Source organism: Telmatospirillum siberiense (assembly GCF_002845745.1).
Lineage (GTDB): Bacteria > Pseudomonadota > Alphaproteobacteria > Rhodospirillales > Magnetospirillaceae > Telmatospirillum > Telmatospirillum siberiense.
Genome location: NZ_PIUM01000002.1, coordinates 142,569 through 159,046, shown reverse-complemented (window position 1 = coordinate 159,046; position 16,478 = coordinate 142,569). Strand labels below are relative to the sequence as shown.

General features: G+C 61.5%; 16 protein-coding genes. 7 read left to right on the top strand and 9 right to left on the bottom strand.

The window, feature by feature from the left end; all coding sequences use genetic code 11:
• Positions 1–54 precede the first annotated feature (54 nt).
• Together CWS72_RS02640 and purD are read left to right on the top strand one after the other, a co-directional pair.
• The gene (locus tag CWS72_RS02640) at positions 55–1,146 is read left to right on the top strand and encodes a glycosyl transferase family 90 (protein ID WP_158240480.1); all 1,092 of its coding nucleotides are present in this window, start codon (positions 55–57) and stop codon (positions 1,144–1,146) included.
• A gap of 71 nt (positions 1,147–1,217) precedes the next feature.
• Positions 1,218–2,492, top strand: a complete 1,275-nt coding sequence (gene purD / locus CWS72_RS02635) for a phosphoribosylamine--glycine ligase (RefSeq protein ID WP_101249013.1) — start codon at positions 1,218–1,220, stop codon at positions 2,490–2,492.
• A gap of 13 nt (positions 2,493–2,505) precedes the next feature.
• Here purD and CWS72_RS02630 read toward each other — a convergent pair whose 3' ends face one another.
• Both CWS72_RS02630 and CWS72_RS02625 read right to left on the bottom strand, forming a co-directional pair.
• Positions 2,506–2,946, bottom strand: a complete 441-nt coding sequence (locus CWS72_RS02630) for a nucleoside deaminase (protein ID WP_199175518.1) — start codon at positions 2,944–2,946, stop codon at positions 2,506–2,508.
• 226 nt (positions 2,947–3,172) lie between these two features.
• A complete protein-coding gene (locus CWS72_RS02625; protein ID WP_146002599.1) occupies positions 3,173–3,589 on the bottom strand; it encodes a hypothetical protein in 417 nt (138 codons plus the stop codon).
• 140 nt (positions 3,590–3,729) lie between these two features.
• Here CWS72_RS02625 and CWS72_RS02620 point away from each other — a divergent pair, with 140 nt between their 5' ends.
• From CWS72_RS02620 to CWS72_RS02605, 4 genes are all read left to right on the top strand, one after another.
• Positions 3,730–4,464, top strand: a complete 735-nt coding sequence (locus tag CWS72_RS02620) for a gamma-glutamyl-gamma-aminobutyrate hydrolase family protein (RefSeq protein WP_420824041.1) — start codon at positions 3,730–3,732, stop codon at positions 4,462–4,464.
• Entirely contained in the window at positions 4,461–5,360 is a 900-nt protein-coding gene (locus tag CWS72_RS02615) for a pseudouridine synthase (RefSeq protein ID WP_101249011.1), read from the top strand. The genes CWS72_RS02620 and CWS72_RS02615 overlap by 4 nt, the downstream gene beginning before the upstream one ends.
• Entirely contained in the window at positions 5,335–5,901 is a 567-nt protein-coding gene (rsmD, locus tag CWS72_RS02610; RefSeq protein ID WP_101249010.1) for a 16S rRNA (guanine(966)-N(2))-methyltransferase RsmD, read from the top strand. The genes CWS72_RS02615 and rsmD overlap by 26 nt, the downstream gene beginning before the upstream one ends.
• 165 nt (positions 5,902–6,066) lie before the next feature.
• Complete coding sequence (locus tag CWS72_RS02605; RefSeq protein WP_101249009.1) at positions 6,067–7,461, top strand: glycosyltransferase family 32 protein; 1,395 nt, start codon at positions 6,067–6,069, stop codon at positions 7,459–7,461.
• Between the two features lie 66 nt (positions 7,462–7,527).
• On the opposite strand, the gene mutL is transcribed toward CWS72_RS02605, so the two are convergent.
• The 4 genes from mutL to CWS72_RS02585 form a co-directional block, all read right to left on the bottom strand.
• Positions 7,528–9,339: a DNA mismatch repair endonuclease MutL gene (mutL, locus tag CWS72_RS02600; protein WP_101249213.1), complete on the bottom strand. Its 1,812-nt coding sequence runs from the start codon at positions 9,337–9,339 to the stop codon at positions 7,528–7,530.
• 120 nt (positions 9,340–9,459) lie between these two features.
• The gene (gene pgi, locus CWS72_RS02595) at positions 9,460–11,097 is read right to left on the bottom strand and encodes a glucose-6-phosphate isomerase (protein WP_101249008.1); all 1,638 of its coding nucleotides are present in this window, start codon (positions 11,095–11,097) and stop codon (positions 9,460–9,462) included.
• Between the two features lie 122 nt (positions 11,098–11,219).
• Entirely contained in the window at positions 11,220–12,269 is a 1,050-nt protein-coding gene (locus tag CWS72_RS02590) for a glycosyltransferase family 4 protein (protein WP_101249007.1), read from the bottom strand.
• A gap of 19 nt (positions 12,270–12,288) precedes the next feature.
• Positions 12,289–13,083, bottom strand: coding sequence for a UDP-2,3-diacylglucosamine diphosphatase (locus CWS72_RS02585; RefSeq protein ID WP_101249212.1), 795 nt, complete (start codon positions 13,081–13,083; stop codon positions 12,289–12,291).
• 182 nt (positions 13,084–13,265) lie between these two features.
• Here CWS72_RS02585 and CWS72_RS02580 point away from each other — a divergent pair, with 182 nt between their 5' ends.
• The gene (locus CWS72_RS02580) at positions 13,266–14,183 is read left to right on the top strand and encodes a diacylglycerol/lipid kinase family protein (RefSeq protein WP_199175517.1); all 918 of its coding nucleotides are present in this window, start codon (positions 13,266–13,268) and stop codon (positions 14,181–14,183) included.
• 148 nt (positions 14,184–14,331) lie between these two features.
• Here CWS72_RS02580 and CWS72_RS27645 read toward each other — a convergent pair whose 3' ends face one another.
• Genes CWS72_RS27645 through CWS72_RS02565 form a run of 3 tightly spaced genes read right to left on the bottom strand, consistent with a single transcriptional unit; the run spans position 14,332 to position 16,429 of the window.
• Complete coding sequence (locus CWS72_RS27645) at positions 14,332–14,658, bottom strand: DUF3325 domain-containing protein (RefSeq protein ID WP_158240479.1); 327 nt, start codon at positions 14,656–14,658, stop codon at positions 14,332–14,334.
• A complete protein-coding gene (locus CWS72_RS02570) occupies positions 14,655–16,163 on the bottom strand; it encodes a PepSY-associated TM helix domain-containing protein (protein WP_101249005.1) in 1,509 nt (502 codons plus the stop codon). The genes CWS72_RS27645 and CWS72_RS02570 overlap by 4 nt, the downstream gene beginning before the upstream one ends.
• Positions 16,160–16,429, bottom strand: a complete 270-nt coding sequence (locus tag CWS72_RS02565; protein WP_199175516.1) for a DUF3649 domain-containing protein — start codon at positions 16,427–16,429, stop codon at positions 16,160–16,162. The genes CWS72_RS02570 and CWS72_RS02565 overlap by 4 nt, the downstream gene beginning before the upstream one ends.
• Positions 16,430–16,478: the final 49 nt, after the last annotated feature.

Sequence of the window (16,478 nt, the reverse complement as noted above, 5' to 3'; positions counted from 1 at the left end):
GCCCTTACCAGGGCGCACTTCGACGCACCTCTTTTCGAAAGACTGACGAGTTCCATGACTGCGGACCCCATGGCCACGGCGCAACATTTGGCTCAACTCGCCCAGGAAGCGATCGACGACAACCGATTTGCCGAGGCAAAGGAATTATTCGAGCAGACCTATACCTGCCTCGTCGCGGCCCATAGCGCGCTCCCCATTTCCTTCAAGCTGGTGACGAGAGATTCGCTCCCGCATCTCGCCTCCGAAGAACATATCATCGCCAACATCTCGCAAAGCGAGATCACCTTTATCGCGATGCTGGAATTCATCGCCCGCCCCTGCAGCGACTTCCGGCGCATGCCCATGCTCGGCCACCTCTGCTCCGACGTTGCCCGCTTCATTTCCGGGCCGGAAACCTATCAATGCGTCTTCGATACCGGCGACGGCTTCGACGAAGGCCCATACTACCGCTTCGCCTATTCGTCGGCACTTCCACAGACAGGGCTCATTTTAGACCCCTATCTCTATATTTTTCAGAATTACGATGGACTGAGAGTGCATGCGGCGAGCCAGGCACAACCATGGACTAACCGAAAGAACGTTCTGTTCTGGCGCGGCACGACGACCGGGCGGAGAAGCTATACGCCGGCCGCCGACACCTCGCCCGCCTGGGATTGGCTTCCCCGCCTGCATCTGTGCGCCGCCAGCCGGGCGAGCAGATTCGCAGACCATATGGATATCGCCATCACCGAAATGGGGCAGATCGGCGAACCCCACTTGCGGCAAGCCATCACCTCGGCGGGGCTGCTGGGGGACCCGATCGCGAAAAAGGATTTCTGCGATTACAAATATCAGATCGATATCGACGGCCATACGAACTCATGGAGCCTGATCGAGAAATTCATCATGGGCTCGACGGTGTTCAAGGTGCGTTCCGCCGAGGGCTTTCGTCAGTGGTACTATGATCGCTTGAAGGATTGGGATACCCATATTCCCATCGCGGCGGACCTTTCCGATCTCGACGAAAAGATGGAATGGGCGCTGACACATCCCGCAGAATGCGAGCGGATCGCCGCCAACGGCGCCGCGCTGGCCGCAACAATTCAACTGCCGGCGGCCTGGGCCGAGGCCCAGGCCACGCTGATCGGAAATTGGCGGCGAATCTGAACTGAAACAATCCCCTCTCCGCGCCCGGCGACATTTGTGCTAAAAGCGCGCCGAACGAGGGGAGTGCCGATATGAAAATTCTGGTCGTTGGTTCCGGTGGACGCGAACATGCACTGTGCTGGGCGATCCGTCGTTCACCGCTCTGCACTGAATTGCTGTGCGCGCCGGGCAATGCCGGCATCGCCGAATTCGCCACCCTGGTCCCCATCGGCGTCGAACAGGTCGATGATCTGACCGCCTTCGCCCGAACCAACGCCGTCGATTTCGTGGTGATCGGGCCCGAGGCGCCCCTGGTGCTCGGGCTGGCCGACAAGCTGGCGGCGGCAGGCGTCAAAGCCTTCGGGCCCAGCGCCGCGGCGGCGGCCTTGGAAGGGTCCAAGGGCTTCATGAAGGATATCCTGGCCAAATACGATATTCCCACCGCCGGCTACGGCCGTTTCACCGACGCCGACGCTGCCAAGGCGTTCATTCGCGCCAAGGGGGCCCCGATCGTCGTCAAGACCGATGGCTTGGCCGCAGGCAAGGGCGTGGTGGTGGCGACCAGCCTCGATGAAGCCCTGGCGGCGGTCGATGCGATGATGGGCGACAAATTGTTCGGCGCGGCCGGCGACGAATTGGTCATCGAGGAGTTCCTTACTGGGGAAGAGGCCAGCTTTTTCGCCATCGTCGATGGAACCACCGCCCTCCCCCTGGCCGCGGCACAGGATCACAAACGGGTGGGCGATGGAGACACCGGCCCTAACACCGGCGGCATGGGCGCCTATTCACCGGCCCCCGTCGTTACGCCGGACATCGAGGCCAAGGTGATGGAACGCTGCATCCTGCCGACCGTGCGGGGAATGGCCGCCGAGGGCCGCCCCTATCGCGGCATCCTGTTCGCCGGCCTGATGATCGACGAGGGCGAGCCGAAGCTGCTCGAATACAACGTCCGCTTCGGCGATCCCGAATGCCAAGTGCTGATGGCCCGCCTCGCCTCGGACATCGTCGCCTTGATGCTGGCCGCGGCCGAGGGCCAATTGGCGGGAAAAACGGTGGAATGGTCCGACGACCCGGCTCTGGTCGTGGTCATGGCGGCAAAGGGCTATCCGGGCAGTTACCGCAAAGGCAGCGTCATCGAAGGCCTGGACCAGGCGAACCAAGTGGAGGGGGTGCGGGTCCTTCATGCCGGCACCGAACGGAACGCCCGGGGCCAAATCGTCGCCACCGGCGGGCGCGTTCTCGGAATCACCGCAAGCGGCGCATCCGTGGCCGAGGCGCAGACGCGAGCCTATCAGGCCATCGACCGGATCCGCTGGCCGGAAGGGTTCTGCCGGCGGGACATCGGCTGGCGCGCCATCAAGCGCTGACCGGCGCTTCCCGTCAACGCCGTTCGCGAAAGAACGCCCTCAGCAATTCCGCCATCCGGCTTTCCTCCATCCCGCCCACCACCTCGGGACGATGGTGACAGGTCGGATGGTCGAATATTCGCGGCCCATGATCGACCCCCCCCCCCTTGGCGTCGTAGGCGCCGAAATAAAGCCGGCGGATCCGCGCGAATGAAATGGCGGCGGCGCACATCGGACAAGGCTCAAGCGTCACCCAGAGATCACATTCCTCCAGACGCGGCTCGCCCAGCCTCTCGGCGGCAGCGCGGAGAGCGAGGATTTCGGCGTGAGCCGTCGGATCGGCACGCTCCTCGACCCGATTGCCGGCACGCGACAGCACCTCTCCGGCCTTCACCACAACGGCGCCCACCGGGACTTCGCCACGCATGCCGGCAGCCTCGGCTTCGGCAATGGCAATCGCCAGAAACGGATTCATGGAAAAGATCTATCACGCGCCGGGATCGCCGTCGCCGTCCTTCAATGCCGGGTGATCGGGTGAACGCGCGGGCGTTGCTCTTCCGAAGATGCTTCCCGTCGCGTTGGCGCACTGAGCGCCCCGCAGCGTCAGCGGAGGAAGCCCAGGCGGACGGATGTCCGCCGCCCGGCGCGTGAGGGACAAAATTTAATGCGGGGTAATCGGGTTCACCCGATTACCCCGTCCTTCAATGGCCCAGAATGACATCGACGCTTTGCAGTCCCGCCTTCTGGGCATCGGCTTGCAGAGGACGCAATTCGACCGCGATGGTATTAAGCAAAACCCCGTTCTCGACCAGGGTGTCCCTCACCCAGAGAACTCTCTTGATCGCCAGCTTCTTCGAATAACCTCGATCCCTGGGATCGACCAGAGCGAGAAGGCAAACCGGCGCTTTGGCCTTCTGGATATCCTTTGCCAATTTTTCGAGATACTGCTTGTCGGCGTTGGGATCGCATCCCTTGCGGCAGACGACGTGGTCGTTCACGGCACTGGGCACCGGACAGTGCTGTTGCTGATCGGCCGCCAAAGCGGCGAAGGGCAAAAGAGCGAATCCGAATACGAAGGAGAAAATCGAATGCGGTTTCGGCTGGACGGAGACGAACATCGGCATTCCTCAAGCAATATGCGCCGCCCTGTGTGCTCATATGCGAACAAAATGTCAACGAAATGTGTAAAGTTCGACCGTAATTCCGGATGGAAACGCCATTATTTTTCTCAAAGGGGCGATGGATGACAGGCAGGGAAATGGACGCTAAAGTGGCAGCCATGACCTTTCCCACCATCGGCATCACGTTGGACAGCGAAGAGCCTGGCGGCTACTCGGCATTTCCCTGGTATGCGCTGCGCAGGAACTATTGCGACGCTGTCGGCCGGGCCGGCGGCCTGCCGCTGCCACTACCCCATCATCCCGAATTCGCCGGCGACTATCTCGATCGTCTCGACGGATTGATCGTCACCGGAGGAGCCTTCGACGTCAATCCCACCCTGTTCGGCGCGACCGTCCATCATGATCGCGTCAGGCTGAAGGAACGACGCACACAATTCGAACTGGCCATGATCACCGGAGCGCTGGAGCGGAATCTTCCCATCTTCGGTATTTGCGGCGGCGAACAGTTGCTGGCCGTGGCCCTGGGCGGCACGCTCATTCAGCATATTCCCGACGAAATTCCCGCGCCCCTCGCCCACGAGCAGTCCAATCCGCGCAATCAGGCCGGTCATGAGATCACCATCACCGAAGGCTCTCGATTGGCCGCAATCGCCAATTGCCGGACATTAGCCGTCAATAGCTCCCATCATCAGGCGGTCAAGACGCTGCCCGAGGAGGTCATTGTGAATGCCATCGCCACCGACGGCGTGATAGAAGGAATCGAGGTTCCTGGACGCCGTTTCTGTCTCGGTGTTCAATGGCACCCGGAATTCGCAATCAATCCCGCCGACACGGCTCTTTTTCACGCCTTCATTGAGGCCTCCCGCCCATGACCGACGCACCTCACGACGCCGCCAAGGGCGAACGCATTGCCAAACGCCTGGCCCGGGCGGGACTCTGTTCGCGACGCGACGCCGAACGCTGGATCGCCGATGGGCGCGTCAGCGTCGATGGCCAGAAGCTCACCTCGCCCGCAGTCACCGTCACCGAATCGAGCATCATCATCGTTGACGGCAAGCCCCTGCCCGAGGCCGAGCGAACCCGCCTGTGGCGATATCACAAGCCTACCGGACTGGTAACCAGTCACAAGGATCCGCAAGGCAGACCGACCGTTTTCGACCGCCTCCCCGAAGGAATACCCCGCGTCATCTCGGTCGGGCGCCTCGATCTCAATTCCGAAGGACTGCTCCTGCTGACCAACGACGGCGAACTCGCCCGGCGCCTGGAACTGCCGACCACCGGCTGGGTCCGCCGTTATCGCGTGCGAGTCCATGGAACGCCCGATCTGAAGCAATTGGCCGAGTTGGAACGGGGCGTCACCGTTGAAGGGGTCGCTTATGGACCGATCAAGGCCCTGCTCGATCGACAGCAAGGTTCCAATGCCTGGCTCACCGTCAGCCTCAAAGAGGGCAAGAACCGGGAAATCCGCAAGGTGATGGAGCATCTCGGCTGGACGGTCAGCCGATTGATCCGGATCGCCTACGGCCCCTTTCAACTCGGTCTTTTGGAACCGGGCATGGCTGACGAAGTTCCCTCCCGCGTCCTCAAGGAGCAATTGGGCGACAGAGGTTCCACCAAGGCCGGAGCCCCGGGGGAAGAGCCGGCCCCATCGCCGAAACCCGGACGCCTGAGAAGCAGCAAGCCGAAAAGCGACAGACAGGATCATACCACCCCCTCATCCCCCCGGAGCAGGACCAAGACCCATGCGGATCGTCGCCGGCCGTCATAAGGGGCGCGTGCTGCTCGCCCCCGAGGGACAAGCCACCCGTCCGACCTCTGACCGGGCCCGTGAAGCCCTGTTCAACATCCTGGGGCACGGGGAGCCGCCGTTGCAGGACGCCCATGTCCTGGACGCATTCGCCGGTTCCGGGGCCCTGGGGCTGGAAGCCCTTTCGCGCGGCGCCGCGCGGGCCAGCTTCCTGGAAACCGACGGCAGCGCCTTTGCCGTCATTCACGCCAATGTCCGGAAGATGGGCGTCGACAAGCAGGTGTCGATCCTGCGCAATGACGCGACCAAGCCCCCCAAGGCCCCCGCGCCATGCCGGATCGTGCTGATGGACCCCCCATACAAAAGCGGCCTGGCCCAGGCCGCCCTGCCGGCCCTGCTTGCCCAGGGCTGGGTCGCGCCCGACGCCCTGGTGGTGGTCGAAGTCGCGGCGGGAGAACCTTTCTCCTCGCCGATCGGGAATCTGTCCATCGTCGACGAACGCAAGTACGGCGCCGCCAGACTGATCTTCCTGCGCTTCACCAGTGAAGCGTCCTGCGTTTAAAGCGTAATGCCTTAATCTTCATTACGCCGGGAAGCGATCTCAGACTGAACAATATGCGTCACCATCGTGAAAGAATCCCAGCCCCTCTATCTACGCACATATGGTAAATTAATTACGGGCCTTCCGAGAAGGAGATACCTGACTTAGCCAGGTAGATAAAGAGATATGATCCCTCGTCAAATACATCGCATTTGGTTCGGCCCTTCCGATATTCCTGAAGAATATGAAAATTGGTGGAATGCTTGGCAGCGGCAATTTCCATCCTACGAGTTCACGACATGGGGTGATGACAATGTTAAGGATTTTTCATCCATAACAAAAATTCGGGAAGCGGACAGCCCTGCTAGGAAAGCGGACGTTGCGCGGTACGAAATTTTGTACAGACATGGCGGTATCTATCTCGACTGCGATATGATGCCGCTGAATTATTTTGATCACACCGACTATCCCGGCGATCTTTTACTTTGCGATGTCGAGCCAGGCACCTTCTGTTCGAACGCCTTCATGGCATCGACGGCGCGCAACCCCACGATGAAGCGGGCTTCCGATGCAATAAATCAGATGTCCGACATCAATGAGAACCCTCCGAATCACCAGACAGGCCCCTTCTTCTTGGGGAGGCTTTTGCAGGAAGAGCGTTATACGGAGCTCCCCGCTGAAACGTTTTACCCTTACGGCTTTGACAAGCCCTTTTCCTCGATCTGGGAGAAAGATCTCGGCAAAGTTTTCGGCATCCATGTGTGGGGAGGAAGCTGGGCGTCCGATGAGCAAAAAATCCTCAAATCCGTGCAGAAACTTCTTCACAGCGATGCGACGGAATCGGAAAATATGCTCAAATATTTTCCGGAATGTGGAGCGAAAACAGAAATAATTAATTTTGTCAGAGAACTGCGCAATTTTCGGCGGAACGAACTTCGGTTGGCCAAGAATGCCTTACTCGGCCACATCATTTCACCGACAAATCCTCGTTACTTTGATCTCTTTAAGACATGCTCATATCTTCTGACCACCAACCCGTCCGCCATTCTCTGGCAGCTTGGCGCCGGGGACGGAATACGGAACAACGCTCTCCGGCCTGTTATGATCAACTACGATCCAACGGCGTTATTGGCTGAAGCGGATACGGTTCTCTTCCAAAAATTGGAAAAGAACTACTCAAATAATAATAACGTTAAAATTGTAAATGCGACGCCGACCGCGTCAAAGGAAAATAACAAACAATATCAGGTTGATATATCAGAATTATTATCATATCATGAAAATAAATGTCCAGACGTCATATCATTCAACGAGTTTGACAATAAGATTGAAATATTCAATCGCATATTACTATCCGGAACCAAGCCGCTCATCTTAGAGTTTTGTTATTCCGGAATGCAGGATTTTGATAAATGGGCACTTCAAGGGCAGCTTATTGACGAATACCACCTAATAAATGCCGACAGCTCCTTGATTGCCTATAGAAAAGATTTTTTCTCACAATATTGCGAAAGCCTGTTCGTCGATTACGGTTTTCCCAATATTTTCCGTGATTGTCTTAAAGTGATAAATGGCTTTTAACGATTACGAGAATCGTAAAATCGGGACCCGGAATTGCCAAAAGAATGGGAAACCCATCAGAATCCACTACCTGCGACCGAACAATTTTTCTATATCGGCCAGCTTCAATTCGACATAGGTCGGCCGCCCGTGATTGCACTGGCCTGAATTGGGCGTCGCCTCCATCTGGCGAAGAAGAGCGTTCATCTCCGCTCCGTTGAGCTTGCGCCCGGCCCGAACGCTGGAATGACAGGCCATGGTTCCGCAGACATGGGCCAGGCGATCCTGCAATGCCAAGGCCTCGCCCCATTCGGCCAATTGGTCGGCCAGGTCGCGGACCAGCCCCTGCACGTCGCAATCGCCCAACAAAGCCGGAACCTCCCGTACCACCACCGCCCCCGGCCCGAAGGACTCCAGCACCAGTCCCAGCGCGGCCAGTTCGGAAGCACGGGGCAACAGGCGGGCGCAAGCGATCTCCTCCATTTCGACGACTTCCGGAATCAGCAACCCCTGGCGGGCGATACCACCGGCGGCGATGGCATCCTTCATGCGTTCGTAGACCAGTCGCTCATGGGCGGCGTGCTGGTCGACGATGACCAAGCCATCGGCGGTCTGCGCGATGATGTAGGTATCGTGAACCTGCCCCCGCGCCACACCCAGCGGATAGGAAACCGCCGTTTCCTCTTCCGTCCGATCGGGAACGAACGGTCGGCCCTGCGGAGCGACGTCGGAAAATCCCAACGGCGCCTGAGCCAACGACGCGCGATCGAAATCGTCCTGCCGCGGCCGGAAGGGCGGCTGCCAGCCGGAAGCGCCGCCACCATGCATCGGAAGCCGGATTTCCGGCGCATGAAAGGCGCCCAAAGCGCCCAGATTGCCGGAGGGCGCGGCGGCGCGATGCCCCGCGCCGGCCAAGGTATGTTTCAGGGCGCTGACGATCAGACCGCGCACCAGTCCCTGGTCGCGGAACCGCACCTCGGCCTTGGCCGGGTGCACATTGACGTCCACGGCATCGGAGGGCAGGTCGAGAAACAACGACACCACGGCATGGCGATCATGGGCCAGCACGTCCTGATAGGCCGCGCGCACGGCGCCGCCCAACAGGCGATCCCGCACCGGACGCCCGTTGACGAACAGATATTGCGCGGCCGAGGTCGCCTTGTTGAAGGTCGGCAAACCGATCCGGCCCGACAGGCGGACACCTTCGCGATCGGCCAGAACCTCCAGCGAAGCCGGCCCAAACTCACGCCCCAGCACGGCGATCAGCCGCTCGAGACGGGCCGTTTCGTCATCGCCGCCGCAAGCCGGCAGCTTCAGAATCGAACGCGCCTCGTCGGACAGGGTGAAGGCGACGCGTGGATGCGCCATGGCCAGGCGCTCCAGCACTTCGCGGGCATGGATCAGTTCGGTCCGCGGATGCTTGAGGAATTTCAAGCGGGCCGGGGTGGCGAAGAACAGGTCCCGCACCTCGACGCGCGTGCCCGCGGGATGGGCGGCCGGCTCGGGCTGTCCTTTCAGCCCCCCCTCCACCAGAACCGTCCAGGCGGTGTCCGCGCCTTTCGGCCGGCTGGTCATCCGGAGCCGGGATACCGAACCGATGGAAGGCAAGGCTTCGCCACGAAAACCCATATGGCGGATATGGGCCAGATCATCCTCGGGTAATTTTGAAGTGGCGTGGCGTTCCAGCGCCAGGCTGAGTTCATCCGCCGCCATACCGCTGCCGTCGTCGGTCACCGAGATCAGCGCCTGCCCTCCCTCGGCCAACACCACATCGACGCGGCTGGCACCGGCGTCGATGGCGTTTTCCACCAGTTCCTTGACCGCCGAGGCCGGCCGTTCGATCACCTCGCCGGCGGCAATCTGATTGACCAGATTGGAAGGAAGAAGACGGATGGTCATCGGGGCGGCACCTTGCTCCAGAAATATATCGTCTGCGTAATACCTCTCCGCGCTGATCGGCGCGAGGAATTCCGAACCGAGCGGAATGGCGCCCGACATCCATCGAAACGGGAAAGAAGCCTAACGCAGCGCCTTATAATGCCCGATCAACCCATTCGTCGAACTGTCGTGCGAGGAAACCGGCTGCGCGCCCCCCAACTCCGGCAGGATGACTTTCGCCAGTTGCTTGCCCAACTCGACCCCCCACTGGTCGAAGCTGTTGATTTGCCAGATCACGCCCTGCACGAAAATCTTATGTTCGTAAAGCGCGATCAGACGCCCCAGGGTGCGTGGCGACAATTCGGCGTAAAGCAGGGAATTGGTCGGGCGGTTACCGGCAAACGTCCGATGTGGAATGGCCTCCTCCAGCGCCTGACCGGAAAGGCCCTGCCGGGTCAGTTCGGCGCGCACCGCTTCGGCCGGCTTTCCCGTCATCAGGGCCTCCGTCTGAGCGAAGAAATTGGACAACAGCAAACGATGGTGATCGCCGATGGGATTCTGGCTTTTCGCCGCGGCGAGAAAATCGGCCGGTACCAGCCGCGTGCCCTGGTGGATCAGTTGATAGAAGGCATGCTGTCCGTTGGTTCCCGCCTCGCCGAAGAGCACCGGACCGGTCTGATAGTCCACCGCCCGTCCATCACAGGTGACGCTTTTGCCGTTGCTTTCCATGTCCGCCTGCTGGAGATAGGCGGGAAAGCGATGCAGATATTGATCGTAGGGCAACACCGCGAGGGTGGTGGCGCCGAAGAAGTCGATATACCAGACACCCAGCAGCGCCATGATCACCGGCATGTTGGCGGCCAGCGGCGCCGTCCGGAAATGCTCGTCCATGTCGTAGGCGCCGGCCAGCAGCTCCTCGAAACGCCCGAACCCGACGGAGATGGCGATCGACAATCCGATGGCCGACCACAGCGAATAGCGGCCGCCGACCCAATCCCAGAAGGCGAACATATTGTCGGTGTCGATGCCGAAGGCGGCGACGGCCTCCCGGTTGGTCGAAAGCGCCACGAAATGCCGGGCCACCGCGTCCTCACCCAGCGCCGCCACCGTCCAGGCCCGGGCGGTTTGAGCATTGGCCAGGGTTTCCTGGGTGGTGAAGGTCTTCGAGGCCACGATGAACAAGGTCGTTTCCGGCCGGCAGCCCTTCAGCACCTGATGGATATGGCTGGCATCGACGTTGGAGACGAAATGACAGGCGAGCCCATCCTGGGCGAAGGGTTTCAAGGCCTCGGTCACCATCACCGGCCCCAGATCGGATCCCCCGATGCCGATATTGACCACGTCGGTGATCCGCTGGCCGCTGGCGCCCCGCCATGCACCGCTCCGCACCGCCTCCGAAAAGACGCGCATCTGCTCCAGCACACGGCGCACCTCCGGCATCACGTCGACCCCATCGACGCGAATTGGCCGGTCCGAACGATTGCGTAACGCCACATGCAGCACGGCACGGTTTTCGGTGACATTGATGCGCTGGCCGTCGAACATGGCGGCGCGACGCTCCTCGACACCGCTTTCGACGGCAAGACCGACCAGCAGGTCCATGGTCTGCCGCGTGACGCGATTCTTCGAGTAATCGAGCAGCAGATCGTCAAGCCGTAGCGAAAAGCGCTGAAAGCGCTCCGCATCCTTGGCGAACAGATCTCGCATATGAAGGGATTGGACGGTTTCGAAATGCCGGGCGAGGTCTTGCCAGGCCGGCAAGGCGGTCAATGAGCGCATGGCTGATTCCACCAGGATCGACAAAAACTGATGGCACGGTAGCAGAGCAACTCCGCCACGGCCATCCCTCAAGGGTCTACCCGGCTATGACGTCATCGATCTCCTGGAAGTCGCGGTGGACTTTATGAACCGCTCTCGATCAGGGCGAGAGGGTCGAAAGGCGAAAGATTGTCGAGGAATTGATGGGTACAGGCCTCCCACGAAAAGGACAGGGCGTGGGCACGGCAAACGTCGGCGGAAATCCCCAGGGCGGCACGGGCGGCGACGGCCAGATCGCGATCGAGGACGCCGGCAGGTGAATTCCCGATGACATCCAGCGGGCCCGGCACGGGATAGGCGGCGACCGGAACGCCCGAGGCCAGCGCCTCCAGCAGAACCAGTCCGAAGGTATCCGTCCGGCTGGGAAAGACGAAGACCGAGGCGGCGGAGTAATGGGCGGCCAATTCCTCGCCCTGCTTGGCGCCGGTGAACAGCACATCGGGATGCCGGCGGCGAAGCTCGTCGATCTGCGGCCCATCCCCCACCACGACCTTCGTTCCCGACAGATCGGCCCCGAGGAAGGCGGCGATGTTCTTTTCGACGGCGACGCGCCCGACATAGAGGAAGATCGGCTTTTGCAAAGCGAGCAGGTCTGGCACCAGACCCTTTAGCTCCTCTCGACTGCGAGGGCGGAACAATGTCGTGTCGACCCCCCGCGACCAACGCCTGATCCGCTGGAAACCACGGGTCTCCAACTCGCTTTGAATGGTCTGGGTGGCCACCATGATGGTCGAGGACGGCGCATGGAACCGCCGCATCACCTTGTAGCTCAAGGGCAGCGGCACCCGGAAGCGGGCCCGGATATATTCGGGAAACTTGGTATGATAGGCCGTCGTAAAAGGAACCCGCCGTTTCAGGCAATAGCGCCGGGCGGCCCAGCCGAGGGGCCCTTCCGTGGCGATATGGATGGCGCAAGGCTGATTGGCCTCGATCGTTCTCGCCATGCGCCGGCCGGGACGGATGGCCAGACGGATCTCGGGATAAGTCGGACAGGGCAGTGAACGGAATTGGTCGGGTGTCACGAAGATCGTCTCGTGCCCGAACCGCGTCAGTTCGTCGCGCAAGGTCCCCAGCGTGCGCACCACGCCGTTGACCTGAGGATACCAAGCATCGGTCACCACAAGAATTCGCATGAGAGATCCCGCAATCGGTTCAGGGAGAGGCCGCCATATGGTCTTCGAACAGCGAAAGCTGGCGGGTCTCGGTCCAGCGGAGGATTTCCAGCCGTCCGTCGAAATGTTCCACCAGCGCCGTGCAGCTTTCGACCCAGTCGCCGTCATTGCCGTAGCAAATGTCTCCGAACTGCCTGAGCTCGGCATGGTGGATATGGCCGCAAATGACGCCGTCCACTCCGCGGTAACGCGCCACGTCGGTCATCGCCTCCTCGAATTTGGCGATGAACTGTACGGCGTTCTTCACCTTGTGCTTGAGATAGGCGGACAGCGACCAATATTCGTAACCCAGTTTACGCCGGGCCCAATTGAACCAATGATTCACGGCCAGCGCGATGGTGTAGGCATGGTCCCCCAGATGAGCCAGCCACTTGGCGTATTTGACCACCCCGTCAAACTGATCGCCATGCATGACGAGGAACCGCCGGCCGTCGACCATCTGGTGGATGGTTTCGTTCAGCACCACCACTTCGCCGAAATTGAAATCAAGGTAGTCGCGGGCGAATTCGTCGTGATTGCCCGGAATGAAGAACACCTTGGTTCCCTTCCGGGCCTTGCGCAGCAGCTTCTGCACCACGTCGTTATGGGCCTGCGGCCAGTACCAGGATCGCCGAAGCCGCCAACCGTCGATCATATCGCCGACAAGATAAAGATAGTCGGATTCGGTATTCTTCAGGAAATCGAGAAGAAATTCGGCCTTACAGCCCCGTGTGCCCAAATGCACGTCGGAGATCCAGATCGCGCGGTAATTCTGCACGCCGGACATCACCGTCATCGCCACCACGCCCATACACCAAAAAACTTATTACTCTAAAATCTTCTTATAGTAGTTCGAGCAATCATCTGTACATAAGGATAGTGTCTCTGATTTATTATTTCACAAAATAGACAAAATATTGTAACGCAAGTTTCATGCTTCATTCATTGTGGCTCCAGGTATAGACGGGCTCCATGCATATGACGACCACTCAGGCCCGATCGGAAGAAGGCGCGCCCCGACGGCGCATTCTGGTGATCTACAATCCGTCCGCCGGCCAATGGCGCCGTCGTCGCCTGAAGGCGACGTTGCGCGATCTTGAGATCCTGGGCGGCGAACTGACCTTGCATGAGACGACCCGCCCCGGCGACGCCGAAAGCACCGCCGAAGGATTATCCGCCACCGATTACGACGTGGTGGTGGCGGCTGGCGGTGACGGAACCATCAACGAGGTGGCCAACGGCCTGATCAAGGCGCGGGGGCCGGTGCCGCCGCTGGCCATCATCCCCTTGGGCACCGCCAACGTCCTGGCCCAGGAGATCGGCCTGCGCGGTCAACCCCCGATCATCGCGAAAGCGATCGTTTCCGGCGGGCGGCAAAGGGTTCATCTGGGCAAGGCCAACGGGCGCCACTTCATCATGATGGCCGGCGTCGGTTTCGATGCCCATGTGGTGGCCAATGTCGACCTCGCCTTGAAACGCCACACCGGCAAGATCGCCTATGTCCTGGAAACGCTGACCCAGGCGCTTCGCTATGGCTTCCCCCCCTGCCGGGTCGGCATCGACGGCCGGACATTCGACGCCTGTTCGGTGGTGGTCTGCAACGGACGCCACTACGGCGGCCCGTTCATCGCCGCCCCCGAGGCCAGTCTGGAAATGCCCGTCTTCCAGGTCTGCCTTCTCGAACGGGGCGGCTGGGCGCACGCCCTGCGCTACGGCGCGGCCCTGATACTGGGCCGCCTGTCGAGATTGCCCGATGTGCGGATCCTGTCGGGCCGCGTGATCAGGATCGACGGGCAGAACGGGCTGCCGGTACAAGGGGATGGCGACATCATCGCCACCTTGCCGGTGGAGATTTCCGTCGCGGTGGAAACATTGGAACTGATCGTTCCGGCCTGATCGTCGTTCTCTATTTTTGTCCTAAGGGCTTGGGGCGAAATGATCGCTCCAAGCCCTGAAGCCCGAGCGGCGCATGAGCCGGCCGAAGCCGGAGGCGCAGGCATCATATAAACCCTTAGGCTCTGGAGCGATTGTTTCGGCCCAGAGCCTAAAAGCCGGACAGCCACCAGCCGATCGCCAGAAGCGGCGCGACCGGCAACGCCGCCAGCGCCGGCCGCCACGCCAGCATCAGCACCAGCGGTACCGCGCCGACGCTGCCAAGTCCGCACCAGGCAACCGGACCGATGTCCCAGCCATATTCTCCGGCGGCCGTGAAAAACGACAGGACGAGAAGACCGCCGCCGGTGGCGCGCAGAACTGGCGCCAGCACCGCCGGGAAGGCCCCCCTTCCCAGCATCGGCCCCCCGTGCCGGGCCATCCCGGCGGCCAGCGCCCACCACCCGCCATAGGTCAGCGCGAAAGCCAGCAGCGTCATTTCGCCACCCGGCGACGGTTGCGGCGGGACAACAGGGACAAGCCGGCCATTCCCCCTCCCCCCGCCAGAAAAGCCAGATCGAAACCGGCGAACAGCCAGTCCCCGGCCGGCAGGCTGACCGGCAAGCCATGGCTTGTGGTCAGGCCGTCCAGCACGGGCAACGCCAGAAAAAGCCCCGCGGCACATCGAAACTGCGTCCTCCAGGCGGCGGCGTCACGATGAAGGGCGGCATGAATGCCCGCCACCATCCAGGCTGCGAAAAAACAAAGCCCTTCCCGATCGGCCCGCGCGGCCAATCCCACCGGCAGCAGGCGATTGGCCCAGAAGAAGGCGGCAATGGCGATCGGCAGTCCCCCGATCACGGCCAAATTGAGCGCCTCGGCGACGGGATGGGTTTCCCCCGCCGCCCGCCGCTTGCCCGTCCAGAGAATCAGACCGGCCCCCACCATCGCCGCCCCCAACAAACCCGAGCAGAAGAACAGGGCGTGCAAAAGGGGGCCGCCGAAACGACCGAGATGCATCCCATAGAGGGCGCGTTCCAACCGGGCCGGGCCGGGCAAGCCGTTTTCCGGTTCCGACAGCAGGGTTCCGCCGACGCCGTCGAAAATCAGCCGTGCCCGCGCATGGGACAGACGCGCGTCGTCGGCCACGGTGAAAACCACCCGTGCCGCCGCGTCCCCCGGTCCATAGACGTCGATCCGACCGACCGCCTCGCCCGGCCAACGACGCGCCGCCTCCGGCATCAGGGATGCCAGATCGACCAGTCCGGCAGGGACACCGGCGGCCGGCGGCGGCCGGAAGTTCTGGCCCGCCTCGGCGAAAAAGCGGGCGCGGTCCGTCCCATACAGGAGATCGATGCCCCAGGGCAGGTAAAGCGACATCAGAATCACCAGCCCCGAATAGGTGATCATCACATGGTAGGGCAAGGCGAGGACGCCGCAGGCATTGTGGGCGTCAAGCCAGGAACGCGGCCCCTTCCCCGGCCGGAAAGTGAAGAAATCGGCGAACAGACGCCGATGCACGATCAGACCGGTCAGCAGGGCAACCAGCATGGCCATGGCCGAGAAACCGACGATGAGACGACCGAGACGCCAGGGCATATGTAGATCGAAATGGAAGTAATAGAAAAAGTCTCCACCATGCGTGGCCCGCGCCGCGATCGGCATGCCTTGGCGCGGATCGAGCAGGTCATGGCGGTAGTGCGGCCCCGCACCCCGCTCCCTCCAGAGCGTGACGCCGGTCAGAGGCAGACGGGCCAATGGCATTTCGATCAGCCAGCGGGTCGCGTCCGGTGCGGTCCTCGTCAGATAATCCTGCGCCGCCCGGACGTCGCGGCCCGGATCCGACATCGCGCCGGACGGCAGTTCGGGCCTGGTCCATTGGGAAATCTCGGGCCGGAAATAACTGAGGCTTCCCGTGAGAAAGACAGCGAACAGAAGCCAGCCCGGCACCAATCCCGCCCAGCTATGCAAGAGAGCCATCGCCTGTCGGAAGCCGTGCCTCATGGCGCACCCAGCCCCGCCATCAAGGCCAACAGGAACGCCGGCCCCAAAAGGCCGATCCAGGCATGCCGCGCCGTCGGCGCGGCGAACGCCCACAGGACGGCCAGGGCACAAACCGCGAAAGCGCTCATCGAACCGATCAGCACGCCGTCCGCCAGCCTGAACGGATCGTCCGGATAAATGGCCGCCCACAAGACCGGCACGGCCATGACCCAGGCCGCCGCCAGCGGATAACCGCCGAGAACCGCCGGCCCCAGTCTGGAGCGCATGCCTGCCCCGGTCGTGCGCCGGGTCCCCCCCGACGCGCGCAAAAGCCCT